A 13,480-nucleotide genomic window follows, 5' to 3' on the forward strand; every position below is an offset into this window, starting at 1 on the left:
CATCGAGGTGACCACTGGTTTCGTCTCATGGGCCGGTCCGGTGGCAGAAGCTCAACCGCTTGAACAGTCAACCGTCTGGAAGGGGGCCGCTCGCGTGAGTGTGCTCGACGAGATCATCGACGGAGTCCGTGCCGACCTCGCGGAACGGCAGGCGCGCGTCAGCCTCGACGAGCTCAAGGAGCGCGCGGCGAAGGCTCCCGCGGCCAAGGACGGGCTCGCCGCACTGCGGGGCGACGGCGTCAAGGTCATCTGTGAGGTCAAGCGCTCCAGCCCGTCCAAGGGCGCGCTGGCCGCGATCGCCGATCCGGCAGGCCTTGCCGCGGACTACGAGGCGGGCGGCGCCGCCGTCATCTCCGTACTGACCGAGGAGCGCCGCTTCGGCGGCTCGCTGGCCGACCTCGAAGCGGTCCGCGGGCGCGTGGACATCCCCCTGCTGCGCAAGGACTTCATCGTCACCTCGTACCAGCTGTGGGAGGCCCGGGCCTACGGCGCCGACCTCGCGCTGCTCATCGTGGCCGCCCTGGACCAGCCGGCCCTCGAGTCCCTCATCGAGCGCGCCGAGTCCATCGGGCTCACCCCGATCGTCGAGGTCCACGACGAGGACGAGGTGGAGCGCGCGGTGGACGCGGGCGCCAAGGTGATCGGCGTCAACGCGCGCAACCTGAAGACGCTGGAGGTCGACCGCACGACCTTCGAGCGGCTGGCTCCCGAGATCCCGGACAACCTCGTCAAGATCGCCGAGTCCGGCATCCGCGGCCCGCACGACCTCATCGCGTACGCCAACGCCGGTGCCGACGCGGTCCTGGTGGGCGAGTCCCTGGTGACCGGCAAGGACCCCAAGACGGCGGTCGCCGATCTGGTCGCGGCGGGCGAGCATCCCGCACTCCGGCACGGCCGGGGCTGACGGCTCGCTAAACTGACCCCGATGACGCTCCCGATCACCCTGACGACCCCGGACCGGTACGCCCGCCTGGCGCGCGGCTGTCGGCCCCGGGGCTGCCGCGCGCCCGCACGCAGGGTGCACGGGCGTCGGGTGCGGTACGTCATCGGTGACGAACCGGGCCAGGTGAACGGCATGCGATGGCAGCGCCCCGTCAGGGGCGTGGGGCAGTTCTGAACATGCGGCTCCGCCGCGTGCGCGCGACAAGCCACAGTCGGCCCGCGGCCGACTGACGAAACCCCGCCCCCACGGCGATCAGTGTCTGTCCACCACACTCACCGTGAGGTTCCAGCATGCCCAGCGAGTTCTTCATCCCCGACCCCGAGGGTCGGATCCCCAGCGCCGAAGGCTACTTCGGCGCGTTCGGCGGCAAGTTCATCCCGGAGGCGCTCGTCGCCGCCGTGGACGAGGTCGCCGTCGAGTACGAGAAGGCGAAGGGCGACCCCGAGTTCGCCCGCGAACTCGACGACCTCCTCGTCCACTACACCGGCCGGCCCAGCTCCCTCACCGAGGTGCCGCGGTTCGCCGAACACGCCGGTGGCGCCCGGGTGTTCCTCAAGCGCGAGGACCTCAACCACACCGGCTCCCACAAGATCAACAACGTGCTCGGCCAGGCGCTGCTCACCAAGCGGATGGGCAAGACCCGCGTCATCGCCGAGACCGGTGCCGGCCAGCACGGTGTCGCGACCGCCACCGCCTGCGCGCTGTTCGGGCTCGAGTGCACCATCTACATGGGTGAGATCGACACCCGGCGCCAGGCCCTCAACGTGGCCCGGATGCGCATGCTCGGCGCCGAGGTCATCGCCGTGAAGTCCGGCAGCCGCACGCTGAAGGACGCGATCAACGAGGCGTTCCGCGACTGGGTCGCCAACGTCGACCGCACCCACTACCTGTTCGGGACCGTGGCCGGGCCGCACCCCTTCCCGGCCATGGTGCGCGACTTCCACCGGGTGATCGGCGTCGAGGCCCGCCGCCAGATCCTGGAGCGCGCCGGACGTCTGCCCGACGCCGCCGTCGCCTGCGTCGGCGGCGGCTCCAACGCCATCGGCCTGTTCCACGCCTTCATCCCGGACGCGGACGTACGCCTCATCGGCTGCGAGCCCGCCGGGCACGGCGTGGAGACCGGCGAGCACGCGGCGACCCTGACGGCCGGCGAGCCCGGCATCCTGCACGGTTCGCGGTCGTACGTCCTCCAGGACGAGGAGGGCCAGATCACCGAGCCGTACTCGATCTCGGCCGGACTCGACTACCCCGGCATCGGCCCCGAGCACGCCTACCTCAAGGACAGCGGCCGCGGCGAGTACCGCGCGGTCACCGACGACGCGGCGATGCAGGCCCTGCGCCTGCTGTCGCGGACCGAGGGCATCATCCCGGCCATCGAGAGCGCCCACGCGCTGGCCGGTGCGCTGGAGGTCGGCAAGGAGCTCGGCAGGGACGGGCTGATCGTGATCAACCTGTCCGGCCGCGGCGACAAGGACATGGACACGGCCGCCCGCTACTTCGACCTGTACGACACCGACGCCGAGGTCGCGGCCGACCAGGACGCCGACACCGCCGAGATCGAGGGGGACGCCAAGTGAGCGGGAACATCCAACTGCTGTCCGACACCCTCGCCGCCACCAAGGCGGAGGGACGCTCGGCCCTCATCGCCTACCTCCCGGCCGGGTTCCCGACCGTGGACGGCGGCATCGAGGCGATCAAGGCCGTCTTCGACGGCGGCGCGGACATCGTCGAGGTCGGTCTGCCGCACAGCGACCCCGTGCTCGACGGCCCGGTCATCCAGACCGCCGACGACATCGCCCTGCGTGGTGGCGTCAAGATCGCGGACGTCATGCGGACGGTCCGTGAGGCCCACGAGGCGACCGGGAAGCCGGTGCTCGTGATGACGTACTGGAACCCGATCGACCGCTACGGCGTCGAGCGCTTCACCGCCGAGCTCGCCGAGGCGGGCGGCGCCGGGTGCATCCTGCCCGACCTGCCCGTGCAGGAGTCGGCGCTGTGGAGGGAGCATGCGGAGAAGCACGGGCTCGCGACGGTCTTCGTGGTGGCCCCCAGCAGCAAGGACCAGCGGCTCGCCAAGATCACCGCGGCGGGCAGCGGCTTCGTCTACGCCGCCTCGCTGATGGGCGTCACCGGCACCCGCGCGTCGGTCGGCGCGCAGGCCCAGGACCTGGTGCAGCGCACCCGGGCCACCGGCACCGACCTGCCGGTCTGCGTCGGGCTCGGCGTCTCCGACGCCGCTCAGGCCGCCGAGGTCGCCGGCTTCGCCGACGGTGTGATCGTCGGCTCGGCCTTCGTCAAGCGGATGCTGGACGCGCCCGACGACGCGGCCGGCGTCGAGGCGGTCCGCGCGCTCGCCGGTGAACTCGCGAAGGGCGTGCGCGGAAAGGCGTAACAAGGCAGGACATTTCGTACGGGTCACTCGAACGGGTGGACCTGGGACCGGGGAGGCGCGGTGCGCCTCCCCGGTTCGTTCTGCGGGATGTGAGCGAGAAGAATCGAGAGGGAAAGCGCACCGCCCGGGAGCGGCTGGCGGAGGAGCGCGACAAACAGAAGTCCGCGGACAAGCGGCGCAGGGTGCTGATCGTGGGCGCGAGCGTGGTCTGCGTCCTGGCTCTCGCGGCGGTGATCGGCGTGGTCGCGGCGAAGGTGGGCAAGGACGACGGCAGCGATTCCGCCGGCCCGCTCGTGGTGCCCTCGGGGGCCAAGGGCAAGGACAGCCTCGCCATCCCGGTCGGCAAGGAGAGCGCCAAGTCGACGCTCACGATCTGGGAGGACTTCCGCTGCCCGGCCTGCAAGGCCTTCGAGACGGCGTACCGGCCGGCCATCCACGAGCTGACCGCCGCCGGGCAGCTGAAGGTGGAGTACCACCTGGCGACGATCATCGACGGCAACATGGGCGGCACCGGCTCCCGCAACGCCGCCAACGCGGCGGCCTGCGCCCAGGACGTCGGCAAGTTCACGGCGTACCACGACGTGCTGTACGACAACCAGCCCCCGGAGACCGACGACGCCTTCGCCGAGAACACCAAGCTCATCGAGCTGGCGGCCAAGGTCGACGGTCTCGACACCGCCGCGTTCCGTACGTGTGTCGAGAAGGGCACCCACAACAGCTGGGTCGAGAAGTCCGCCGCGGCCTTCCGCAACGGCGGCTTCAGCGGCACGCCGACCGTGATCCTCAACGGAAAGAACATCTACCAGGACCAGACCATGACCCCGGCGAAGCTGAAGCAGCTGGTGCAGGAGGCCGACAAGGCGTGACCCGCTGGTGAGCAGCTTTCACACCCTCCCGTTATGGACCCGTAGCCGGGCCGCCCGTCGTGGGCCCGGTCGGGCACGGTAGCGTCGACCCTGCCATGGAACTTGCCTACATTCCCAGCCCGTCGCGCGGGGTGCTGTACCTCGGCCCCGTTCCGCTGCGCGGCTACGCGTTCTGCATCATCATCGGCGTCTTCGTAGCCGTCTGGCTCGGCAACAAGCGCTGGCTCGCCCGGGGAGGGCGGGCCGGCACGGTGGCCGACATCGCGGTCTGGGCCGTGCCGTTCGGTCTGGTCGGCGGCCGGCTCTACCACGTGATCACGGACTACGAGCTGTACTTCAGCGAGGGCCGTGACTGGGTGGACGCCTTCAAGATCTGGGAGGGCGGTCTCGGTATCTGGGGCGCGATCGCGCTCGGTGCGGTGGGCGCGTGGATCGGCTGCCGGCGCCGGGGCATCCCGCTGCCCGCCTGGGCCGACGCCCTCGCCCCCGGTATCGCCCTCGCACAGGCGATCGGCCGCTGGGGCAACTGGTTCAACCAGGAGCTGTACGGCAAGGAGACCGACCTCCCCTGGGCCCTGCACATCACCTCGTCCGCGGACGGGCGGGTGCCCGGCTACTACCACCCGACGTTCCTGTACGAGTCGCTGTGGTGCATCGGCGTCGCCCTCCTCGTCATCTGGGCCGACCGCCGCTTCAAGCTGGGGCATGGCCGGGCGTTCGCGCTGTATGTCGCCGCGTACTGCGCGGGCCGGTTCTGGATCGAGTACATGCGCGTCGACGACGCCCACCACATCCTGGGCCTGCGCCTGAACAACTGGACCGCGATGGTCGTGTTCGTGCTCGCGGTGGTCTACCTCGTGCTGTCGGCGAAGAAGCGGCCGGGCCGGGAGACGGTGGTCGAGCCGGGCGGCGAGCCCGCCGACGGTGACAGTGCCTCCGGCGACGAACCCGAGGACGGCGCCGAGGCCGAACAGGGGGCCGCGGCCGAGGCCAAGGCGGAAGCCGACGCCGACACCGACGTCAAGGACGAGGCCGGGTCGGGGAAGAAGACCTGACGGTCGGTCGACCGTCGACGAGGGCGCCCTGGAATCCCCGGGCGCCCTCAGTCATGTCCGGCGGGCCAGCGACAGCGTGCGTCGCGCTGCCGCCACCACCGCCGCGTCGACGAATCGTCCGTCCGGCAGCGCCTGCGCGCCCTGGTCCGTGGTCGACGCCTTGACGATCGTCTCCGCCTCCTCGATCTCCTCCTCGGTGGGCAGGTAGGCCCGTTCGATGACCGGGAGCTGCCGGGGGTGGATGGCGGCGCGGCCGAGGAAGCCGAGGGCGCGTCCGCGGACGCAGGAGGCGGCGAGGGCGTCGAGGTCGCGGATGTCGGGGTGTACGGACTGGGGTGGTGGCGCGAGACCCGCCGCACGCGCGGCGACCACCACGCGGGAGCGGCACCAGTCGAGGCCCGCGTCGTCACGCACGCCCAGGTCGGCGCGGAGGTCCGCCTCGCCGACGGCGATGCCGAGCAGGGCCGGGTGTGCGGAGGCGATGGCGTGGGCGCGTTCGATGCCCAGGGCCGATTCCAGGAGGGCGTGGAGCGGGGGTGCGCCGCCGTCGGCGGGGGCCGTGTCCTCGGCGACACGGACGATCTGCCCGGGCGAGGTCACCTTCGGGAGGCGGAGTCCGCTGACGCCCGGGAGGGCCGCCACGGCCGCCAGATCCGCCGCCGCGAGCGGGCCGTCCAGGGCGTTCACGCGGACGTGGACCGGTACCGGCTGCGGCTCGGAGAGGAGTTCGACGGTGGCCTCGCGGGCGTACGCCTTGCGGTCGGGGGCGACCGCGTCCTCCAGGTCGATCACGACGACGTCGGCGCCGCAGGCGAGGGCCTTGGTGACCACGCGCGGGCGGTCGCCGGGGACGTACAGCCAGGTGAGCGGAGGTGCCGTCATACGGTGCCCTCCTCCCGCAGGGCGTCGAGGTCCGCCGGTGTCAGGCCCAGTTCGGCCAGGACCTCCGCCGTGTCCGCGCCGTGCGGGCGGCCTGTCCAGCGGATCGCGCCCGGGGTGGCGGAGAGGCGGAACAGGACGTTCTGCATGCGGACGGGGCCCAGCTCGGGGTCGTCGACGGTGGTGACGGTGTCGAGGGCCTGGTACTGGGGGTCGGCCATCACGTCCCTCACGTCCTGGATCGGGGCGACGGCCGCCTCCGCCTTCTCGAAGGCCGCGAGGACCTCGGTGCGGGTGCGCTCGGCGATCCAGGAGCCGACCGCCTCGTCGAGGATGTCGCAGTGGGCGGCCCGTTCGGCGCCCGTGGCGAACCACGGCTCGTCGATCAGCTCCGGTCGGCCGACCAGGTGCATCACGCGCTCGGCGATCGACTGGGCGGAGGTGGAGACCGCGACCCAGGTGCCGTCCGCCGTGCGGTAGGTGTTGCGCGGTGCGTTGTTCTGGGAGCGGTTGCCGGTGCGCGGCTGGACGTGGCCGAGCTGGTCGTACCAGAGGGGCTGGGGGCCCAGGGCCATCAGGATCGGTTCGATCAGCGCCATGTCGACGACCTGGCCCGCGCCGGTGCGGTCGCGGGCGGCGAGCGCCGTCATCACCGCGTACGCCGTGGCGAGGCCCGCGATCGAGTCGGCCAGGCCGAACGGTGGGAGCGTCGGGGGCGCGTCCGGTTCGCCGGTGATCGCCGCGAAGCCGCTCATCGCCTCGGCGAGGGTGCCGAAGCCGGGGCGGTGGGCGTACGGGCCGAACTGGCCGAAGCCGGTGACGCGGGTGAGGACCAGGCGGGGGTTGGCTGCCGACAGCTCCTCCCAGCCGAGGTCCCATTTCTCCAGGGTGCCGGGGCGGAAGTTCTCGATGACAACGTCCGCGGTCGCGGCGAGACGGAGGAGGGTGGTGCGGCCGGCCGGCTTGGAGAGATCCAGCGTGATCGTGCGCTTGTTGCGGCCGAGCAGCTTCCACCACAGACCCACGCCGTTCTTCGACGGGCCGTGGCCCCGGGAAGGGTCGGGTTTGGCCGGGTGCTCGATCTTGATGACCTCCGCGCCGAAGTCGCCGAGCATGGTGGCGGCGAGGGGGCCGGCGAAGAGGGTGGCGAGGTCGAGGACGCGCAGGCCGGTGAGGGGGGCGGCGGCCGTGGGCCGGTCTGCCGTCGTGGGCTGGTCTGTCGTCGTGCGGCGGTCTTCCGTCGAACGGGGGTCTGTCGTCGTGCGGCGGTCTTCCGTTGCACGGGGGTCTGTTGTCGTGCGGTGGTTTGTTGTCGTGCGGTGGTTTCGTGTCATGCGGTGTACCCCGCTTCGATCTCCGCGCGGTACGGCATCGAGGCCGAGGCTCCGGGACGCTGTACGGAGAGCGCGGCGGCCGTGGCCGCCCACTCCAGTGCCTCGCGCATCGGGCGGCCCTCGCCGAGGGCCACGGCCAGGGTGCCGACGAAGGTGTCGCCCGCGCCGGTCGAGTCCACGGCGGTGACCTGCGGTGCGGGGACGGTTGCCGGCTCGGCTCCGCGGGTCGCGTGGAGGCTGCCCGCCGCGCCCAGGGTGACGACCACCTCCGGGACCCGCTCCAGCAGGGCGGTGGCCGCGTCATGCGGGTCGGTGAGGCCGGTGAGGGCGGCGGCCTCGTGTTCGTTGGGCACCAACAGATCGGTGGCGGCGAGGAGTTCGGGGGGCAGTGGCTGGGCGGGTGCGGGGGTGAGGACCGTACGGACTCCGTGGTCGCGGGCCGCCCGCGCGCCCGCGAGGACCGCGGCCAGGGGGATCTCCAGCTGGAGGAGCAGGGCGTCGGCGGAGGCGATGAGGCCTTCGTCGCCGGGGGCGAGGTGGTCGACGGTACCGTTGGCGCCGGGGATCACGACGATCGCGTTGCCGCCCTCGTCGTCCACGACGATGTGCGCCGTGCCGGAGGGGCCCTCGGTGGTGCGCAGGTGGTCGGTGGTCACGCCGGAGTGCTCCAGGGTGGAGCGCAGGCGGGCGCCGAACGCGTCGTTGCCGACCGCGCCGATCATCGAGACGGTGGCTCCGGCGCGAGCCGCGGCGATCGCCTGGTTGGCGCCCTTGCCGCCGGGGATCGTACGGAAGTCCCGTCCCGTGACGGTCTCTCCGCGCTGCGGGGCCTTCTCGACGTAGGCGACGAGGTCCATGTTCGTGCTGCCGAGCACGGCGATGTGGGTCATGGGCGGGGTGCCTCCAGGTGGGTGAGCTCGTGGGTGAGGCGGGCCGGAGTGTCGAAGCCGGTGCCGTTGAAGTCGCCGACGGAGGTGGACAGCCGGTTCTTGAGGGGGGCCGTCCAGTGGTCGGGGAGGGCGGCGGGGGTGCCGGCGAGGAGGGCGGCGATGCTGCCGGCGGTGGCACCGTTGGAGTCGGTGTCCCAACCTCCCGAAACCGCACGGCGGATGGAGCCGGTGAAGTCGCCGTCCGCGTGGGTGAGGGCGGCGGCGATCAGGGCGGTGTTGGGGATGGCGTGGACCCAGTGGTGGGTCGGCGCGTGGGTGGCGTGCAGCGCGTCGACGATCGTGTCGAAGTCGTCGTGCTCCTGGGCCAGTTGGACAGCATGGGTGACGGCCTTCGCCAGGCGGGAGGCCGGGGGGATCACCGTGAGGCCGGTGCGCAGGCAGGTGTGGATGTCGTGGGTGCCGGTGGCCGCCTGCGCGATGGTGGCCGCGACGAACATCGCCGCGTACACGCCGTTGGCGGTGTGGGTGAGGGTGGCGTCCCGGTGGGCCTGTTCCGCGGCGGCCGCGGGGGCGCCGGGGTTGGTCCAGCCGTGGACGTCGGCGCGGATCAGCGCGCCGATCCATTCGCGGAAGGGGTTGCGGTGGTGGGCGGTGCGTGGGGGTTCCAGGCCGGTGAGGAGGTTGCGGTAGGCGATGCGTTCGGCGGTGAACGTGCGGCCGGCCGGGAGTTCGTCCAGCCAGAGGGATGCCACGTCCTTGGTGGTGAAGGTCTTGCCGTGGCGTTGGAGCAGGAGGAGGTTGAGGAGGGGGTAGTTGAGGTCGTCGTCCTCCGGCATGCCGTCGATGTTCTCGGCGAGCGAGGTTTGTGCCGAGCGGCGGTTCCAGGGGTGCTCCGTCAGGAGTTCCGGGGGGACTCCTCGGGCCGTGAAGTACGTGTTCAGGGGCCAGTTGCCGGTGGATTTGGCGAGTCGGCGGATGGCTTCCAGGGGGAGCTTTTCCACTGGTTTGCCCAGGAGGCAGCCGACGGCCCGGCCGAGCCAGGCGGCTTCCAGCCGGGCCTGGCCGCCTGCGACGTCCATCGGGGCCGCCCCGGCGGCACGACTGCCCGCAGTCCGGGTGGGCCAGGCCGGGCAGGCGGCCTTGATCCTCGCGAGGTCGGTGGGCTCGTTCTCCGCCGACCTGCTCGGCAGGTCCGCCAGTTCGTCCAGCAGGTCCTCGGCGAGCTGCCGTAGGTATCTCGATGCCGGTTCCGGCGAGGCGCCCGCTCGCAGGGGGGCTGCTCTGCCGCCCGCCGCTCTCCATCTCGCCGCGATCGCCGACGGCTCGCGGCCGTCCTGGGCCGCCTGGTGGAGTTCGTGGCCGATCAGGTCCTCGGGCTGGACCCAGGTGAGGCGGAGCATCTCAGGCTCCGAGTTCGGTGAGGGCCGCCTCGTGGGACCGGCGACGGGTCACGTCCCGTCGGAAGATCTCGCGGGTGACGGTCGTGAGGGTGGTCGCCGGTTCCCAGAGGTCCAGGCGGCTGGCTTCGGAGACCTGCTTCGCCCAGTCCTCCGGGACCGGGGAGCCGAGGGCGCCTGCCATCGCGCCCGCCATCGTGGCGATGGAGTCGCAGTCGCGGCCGTAGTTCACCGCGCCCAGGACCGCGTGCCGGTAGTCGCCGCGGGAGACCACCAGCATGCCCAGGGCGATCGGAAGTTCCTCGATCGTGTGCAGGCGGGAGGGGCGGCGGGCGCCGAGGGAGGGCTGTCGGTAGTCGGGACCGACCGTGTCGTACGGGGCCACCGCCTTTCGCAGCGGGGTCAGCGCGGACTCGAAGTCCGTGTGCTGTGAGGCGGTTTCGCAGACCTGCTCGATGGCCGCACGGGTCCCGTCCTTCGCCAGGGCGAGGCAGGCGGAGACGACCGAGTCCGGGCTCGCGCCGGGCGTGCTCGCCGCCGCCACCGCCGCCGCGAGGACGGCCGCCGCCTCACGGCCGTACGACGACTGGTGGGCGCCCGCGATGTCCAGCGCCTCGGCGTACGCCCCCGCCGGGTTGGCCGCGTTGACCAGGCCGACCGGGGCCATGTACATCGCCGCGCCACAGTTGACGATGTTGCCGACGCCGGCCTCGCGGGGGTCGAGGTGGCCGTAGTGGAGACGGGCCACCAGCCACTTCTCCGCCAGGAAGACACGTTGCAGCGGGAGTGCCTCCGTCTCCAGCTCCGGGATCCACCGCGGGTTCGTCATCAGGTCCGGCACCAGGTGGTCCGCGATCGCGTACGCGTCCAGGTGGTCACGGACCCGCGCGTACACCCGGACCAGCGCGTGGGTCATCAAGGTGTCGTCGGTGACGTGGCCGTCGCCCTTGTGGTAAGGCGCGATGGGACGGGCCGTGCGCCAGGCGTCGCCGTGCCAGGGGCCGACGATGCCGTGGACGCGGCCGGCGTGGCGTTCGACGATCTGCTCGGGGGAGTAGCCCTCGACGGGGCCGCCCAGCGCGTCGCCGACAGCCGCGCCGACGAGGGCGCCGGCGATGCGTTCGTCCAGACCCGACGCGTGAGCTTTTTCCTCTTTGGGTGTCATGCCCCGAATCATCCCCCTGGCGGGGCCGGTTGTGCGGCTTCCAGCAGCTCGGCGAGTTCCACCAGGTCCGTGCCGGTGAGGCGGGGCAGTACGCAGCCGGAGAGGATGCGGCAGCTGTCGCGCCAGGAGGCGGGGATCGACTGGCCGCCGCCCAGGGTGCCGGTGAGGGCGCCCGCGAGGGCCGGGGCCGAATCGGCGACCCGGGAGAGACAGGCCGCTGCCGGAACCGCCTGCGCGATCCGGCCCTGCGCCGCGCAGGCCAGGGCCAGGGCGACCGGGACGGTCTCGGCGGCGGCGATGCCGTAGCTGTAGACGTGGTCGACGATCTGGTGTTCCAGCAGGGGGATCAGGGCGAAGGCGCTTTCGGCGTCCTGGGCGAGCTCGAGGGCGTGGCGGGCGTTGCGGCCGATCTCGGTGGACTCGGGGAGTTCCGCGAGTGCGGCGGTGACGCATGCCCGTACGTCGGCTCCCGCCAGGGCGAGGGCGAGTGCCGCGGCCATCGCGCGGGCGCCGTGCACTCCGTCGCCGTCCTGGGTGTAGCGGGCGTCGAACTCGGCGAGTTCCGCGGCGAGCCGGGGGTCACCGGGGTGGGCCACGGCCAGTACGCAGGCCCGTACGCAGGCGGCGTCGTCGAAGTAGTGCGGGTTGTCGTGGCCGGTGGCGGGCGGGCGCAGGCCGGTGGCGAGGTTGCCGAGGCCCGCGCGGACCGAGATGCGGGCGCGGAGGGGGATCACCGCGGACTCGATCTCGGGGGCGCGGTCGGCCGCTGCGGCGACCTCGCTGGCCAGGGCGCTCCAGGTGAGGTCGATGGCGGCGCGGGTACGGCGTTCTCGGCTCAGGTCGCCGAGGACGGTGTCGTCGCCTGCGCGGAGGACCGCTTCCGCCGCGAAGACCGCCCACTCGGCGTCGTCGGACGGCCCCAGCCGGAGCGGTTCGGGGGGTTGGTTCAGGGCGATGGGGACGGGGAGGGTCGTCGTCGCGTTCTGTTCGGCGAAGGTGTCGAGTTCGCGGGTCAGGCGGCGGGTCCAGTCGGGCATACGGGCGGCTCGGTGGCGGCCGGCCGGCCAGCCGGCTGCGTCGCCTGCGGCGAGGCCCAGCAGGAGGCCTTCGATTCGGCGTGGGGTGCGGTGGTGGGTCGCCTCGGCTTCGCCTTCGGCCTTTTTGTTCCCACCCGCACCACCCGTGCGGCTTTCGTCGTCGGGTGCCGGTGGCCCCTGTGGGGGTTCCTCGCCTTCGGCGGCCGCGGGTGCGAGCAGCTGCGTCGCCGCGCCCTCGTCCCAGGGGATGGGCGGGGTCATGAGAGGGCCTCCGTCTCGCCCGGGATCTCGCTAGGTACGAAGCCCCCCGCGCCCCATCGCCCGTCCTCGCCCGGCGTCAGCAGCTCCGCCACGTCCAGGACGTGGTGGCCCGCCATGGACGGCAGGCAGCTGCCGCGCGCCGGGCCGATCGCCGCGGCCCAGTCGGCCGGGATCGCGGAGACGCCGTGGGTGGCGCCGGCCAGGGCGCCCGCCACCGCCGCCGTGGTGTCGGCGTCGCGGCCCATGTTGACGGCGGTGAGCACCGCCTGGACGAAGTCGCCGTCGGCGGCCGCGTAGGCGCCGAAGGCGAGGGCGACCGCCTCGGGGGCCAGGTCGGTCCAGGGGTAGCCGCCGACGACGACCGCCGAGCGGACCGCGCGTTCGCCGCGGTGGGCCACCGCCACCGCGCGGCGGAGCGAGCGGGCCGTCCACGAGTCGTCGGGCACGACCGCCAGGGCCGAGGCGACCACGGCGATCGTCGGGGCGCCCGCCATCGCCGCCGCGACACCCGCCGCCACCGCCTGACCGCCGTAGATGCCCTCGCCGTCATGGCTCACCGAGCCGTCGATCGCCACCAGGCGGGCCGCCTCGGCGGGGCGGCCGCATGCGAAGACGCCGAAGGGGGCCGCGCGCATGGCCAGGCCGTCGCTCCAGGCGTGGCGGTGCTGGGCGGAGATGGGGGCCGCGAGGCCGCGGCGCAGGTTCTCCAGCGTGCCGCGTTCACTGAAGCCCGCGCCCCTGAAGGGGCCTTCGTCGCGGTCCGCGATCCACTCGTGCCAGGCCGCCTCGACGTGGGTCGGGGTGAGCGCCGAGCCGTGCCGGGCCAGCAGGAGGCCGGAGAAGATCGCGTACTCGGTGTCGTCCGTGCCGGACGGCTTGTCCGCGACATAGCCGGTGATACGGCCCCAGCGGGCGCGGATCTCGGAGGGTTTCATGTTCTCCGCCGGGGCCCCGAGCGCGTCTCCCACGGCCAGGCCGAGCAGGGCGCCGCGGGCCCGCTCGCGGATTTCGGCGGCGTTGCCGGGCGCCGGGACCGGGGGAATGCAGGCGATCGATGCCATACGCGGCCTCTCCTCCGGGGCTTCACGCAGGCGGCGGAGCCCTTTGCGGATGTGTCCCACCGGAGCGGTTCGCCAGAGCCTCGGGGACCTCAGCATCACCCGGTCGACATCTGTGCAGCTCCCCGATCGAATGAGCGTCCGAAGGTAAAACCGCAGGTTAGCGGAGCCTTTCCTTGCTGGCGGGCGGGAATTCGGGAGCG

The 13,480-nt window shown here is 72.7% G+C and carries 13 protein-coding genes; 6 read left to right on the top strand and 7 right to left on the bottom strand.

Annotated features, from left to right (window positions below):
• Positions 1-94: 94 nt before the first annotated feature.
• The 6 genes from trpC (at position 95) to lgt (ending at position 5,256) form a co-directional block, all read left to right on the top strand.
• Complete coding sequence (gene trpC / locus ACFWWR_RS19100; RefSeq protein ID WP_383860432.1) at positions 95-904, top strand: indole-3-glycerol phosphate synthase TrpC; 810 nt, start codon at positions 95-97, stop codon at positions 902-904.
• A 21-nt stretch (positions 905-925) separates the two neighbouring features.
• Positions 926-1,117, top strand: coding sequence for a tryptophan biosynthesis modulator TrpM (gene trpM, locus ACFWWR_RS19105; protein ID WP_383860435.1), 192 nt, complete (start codon positions 926-928; stop codon positions 1,115-1,117).
• Positions 1,118-1,233: 116 nt separating this feature from the next.
• Positions 1,234-2,520, top strand: a complete 1,287-nt coding sequence (gene trpB, locus ACFWWR_RS19110) for a tryptophan synthase subunit beta (protein WP_383860438.1) — start codon at positions 1,234-1,236, stop codon at positions 2,518-2,520.
• On the top strand, positions 2,517-3,335 hold the full coding sequence (gene trpA, locus ACFWWR_RS19115) for a tryptophan synthase subunit alpha (protein ID WP_383860440.1): 819 nt from the start codon (positions 2,517-2,519) through the stop codon (positions 3,333-3,335). Before trpB ends, trpA begins: the two co-directional genes overlap by 4 nt.
• 89 nt (positions 3,336-3,424) lie before the next feature.
• Positions 3,425-4,201: a DsbA family protein gene (locus tag ACFWWR_RS19120; RefSeq protein ID WP_383860443.1), complete on the top strand. Its 777-nt coding sequence runs from the start codon at positions 3,425-3,427 to the stop codon at positions 4,199-4,201.
• A gap of 95 nt (positions 4,202-4,296) precedes the next feature.
• On the top strand, positions 4,297-5,256 hold the full coding sequence (gene lgt / locus ACFWWR_RS19125) for a prolipoprotein diacylglyceryl transferase (protein WP_384304343.1): 960 nt from the start codon (positions 4,297-4,299) through the stop codon (positions 5,254-5,256).
• A 51-nt stretch (positions 5,257-5,307) separates the two neighbouring features.
• Here lgt and ACFWWR_RS19130 read toward each other — a convergent pair whose 3' ends face one another.
• The 7 genes from ACFWWR_RS19130 to ACFWWR_RS19160 are packed head-to-tail and all read right to left on the bottom strand — an operon-like array spanning position 5,308 to position 13,280.
• On the bottom strand, positions 5,308-6,138 hold the full coding sequence (locus tag ACFWWR_RS19130; RefSeq protein ID WP_383860449.1) for an HpcH/HpaI aldolase/citrate lyase family protein: 831 nt from the start codon (positions 6,136-6,138) through the stop codon (positions 5,308-5,310).
• Positions 6,135-7,469 (bottom strand): CaiB/BaiF CoA transferase family protein, encoded by a 1,335-nt coding sequence (locus ACFWWR_RS19135; RefSeq protein ID WP_384304346.1) that lies wholly within the window; start codon positions 7,467-7,469, stop codon positions 6,135-6,137. Before ACFWWR_RS19135 ends, ACFWWR_RS19130 begins: the two co-directional genes overlap by 4 nt.
• Positions 7,466-8,359: a ribokinase gene (gene rbsK, locus ACFWWR_RS19140; RefSeq protein WP_384304348.1), complete on the bottom strand. Its 894-nt coding sequence runs from the start codon at positions 8,357-8,359 to the stop codon at positions 7,466-7,468. Before rbsK ends, ACFWWR_RS19135 begins: the two co-directional genes overlap by 4 nt.
• The gene (locus tag ACFWWR_RS19145; protein WP_384304351.1) at positions 8,356-9,759 is read right to left on the bottom strand and encodes an ADP-ribosylglycohydrolase family protein; all 1,404 of its coding nucleotides are present in this window, start codon (positions 9,757-9,759) and stop codon (positions 8,356-8,358) included. Before ACFWWR_RS19145 ends, rbsK begins: the two co-directional genes overlap by 4 nt.
• 1 nt (position 9,760) lies before the next feature.
• Positions 9,761-10,921, bottom strand: a complete 1,161-nt coding sequence (locus tag ACFWWR_RS19150; protein WP_384304353.1) for an ADP-ribosylglycohydrolase family protein — start codon at positions 10,919-10,921, stop codon at positions 9,761-9,763.
• Between the two features lie 8 nt (positions 10,922-10,929).
• Complete coding sequence (locus ACFWWR_RS19155; RefSeq protein ID WP_384304354.1) at positions 10,930-12,219, bottom strand: ADP-ribosylglycohydrolase family protein; 1,290 nt, start codon at positions 12,217-12,219, stop codon at positions 10,930-10,932.
• A complete protein-coding gene (locus ACFWWR_RS19160; RefSeq protein WP_383860467.1) occupies positions 12,216-13,280 on the bottom strand; it encodes an ADP-ribosylglycohydrolase family protein in 1,065 nt (354 codons plus the stop codon). The genes ACFWWR_RS19155 and ACFWWR_RS19160 overlap by 4 nt, the downstream gene beginning before the upstream one ends.
• Positions 13,281-13,480: the final 200 nt, after the last annotated feature.

Origin of the sequence: Streptomyces sp. NPDC058678 (assembly GCF_042714835.1) — a bacterium.
Classification (GTDB): domain Bacteria; phylum Actinomycetota; class Actinomycetes; order Streptomycetales; family Streptomycetaceae; genus Streptomyces.

Bases quoted from the DNA above. Each gene is read 5' to 3' on its own strand.
- trpM (WP_383860435.1), top strand. From the start codon at position 926: ATGACGCTCCCGATCACCCTGACGACCCCGGACCGGTACGCCCGCCTG.
- trpB (WP_383860438.1), top strand. From the start codon at position 1,234: ATGCCCAGCGAGTTCTTCATCCCCGACCCCGAGGGTCGGATCCCCAGC.
- lgt (WP_384304343.1), top strand. From the start codon at position 4,297: ATGGAACTTGCCTACATTCCCAGCCCGTCGCGCGGGGTGCTGTACCTC.
- ACFWWR_RS19130 (WP_383860449.1), bottom strand. From the start codon at position 6,138: ATGACGGCACCTCCGCTCACCTGGCTGTACGTCCCCGGCGACCGCCCG.
- ACFWWR_RS19135 (WP_384304346.1), bottom strand. From the start codon at position 7,469: ATGACACGAAACCACCGCACGACAACAAACCACCGCACGACAACAGAC.
- rbsK (WP_384304348.1), bottom strand. From the start codon at position 8,359: ATGACCCACATCGCCGTGCTCGGCAGCACGAACATGGACCTCGTCGCC.
- ACFWWR_RS19145 (WP_384304351.1), bottom strand. From the start codon at position 9,759: ATGCTCCGCCTCACCTGGGTCCAGCCCGAGGACCTGATCGGCCACGAA.
- ACFWWR_RS19150 (WP_384304353.1), bottom strand. From the start codon at position 10,921: ATGACACCCAAAGAGGAAAAAGCTCACGCGTCGGGTCTGGACGAACGC.
- ACFWWR_RS19155 (WP_384304354.1), bottom strand. From the start codon at position 12,219: ATGACCCCGCCCATCCCCTGGGACGAGGGCGCGGCGACGCAGCTGCTC.
- ACFWWR_RS19160 (WP_383860467.1), bottom strand. From the start codon at position 13,280: ATGGCATCGATCGCCTGCATTCCCCCGGTCCCGGCGCCCGGCAACGCC.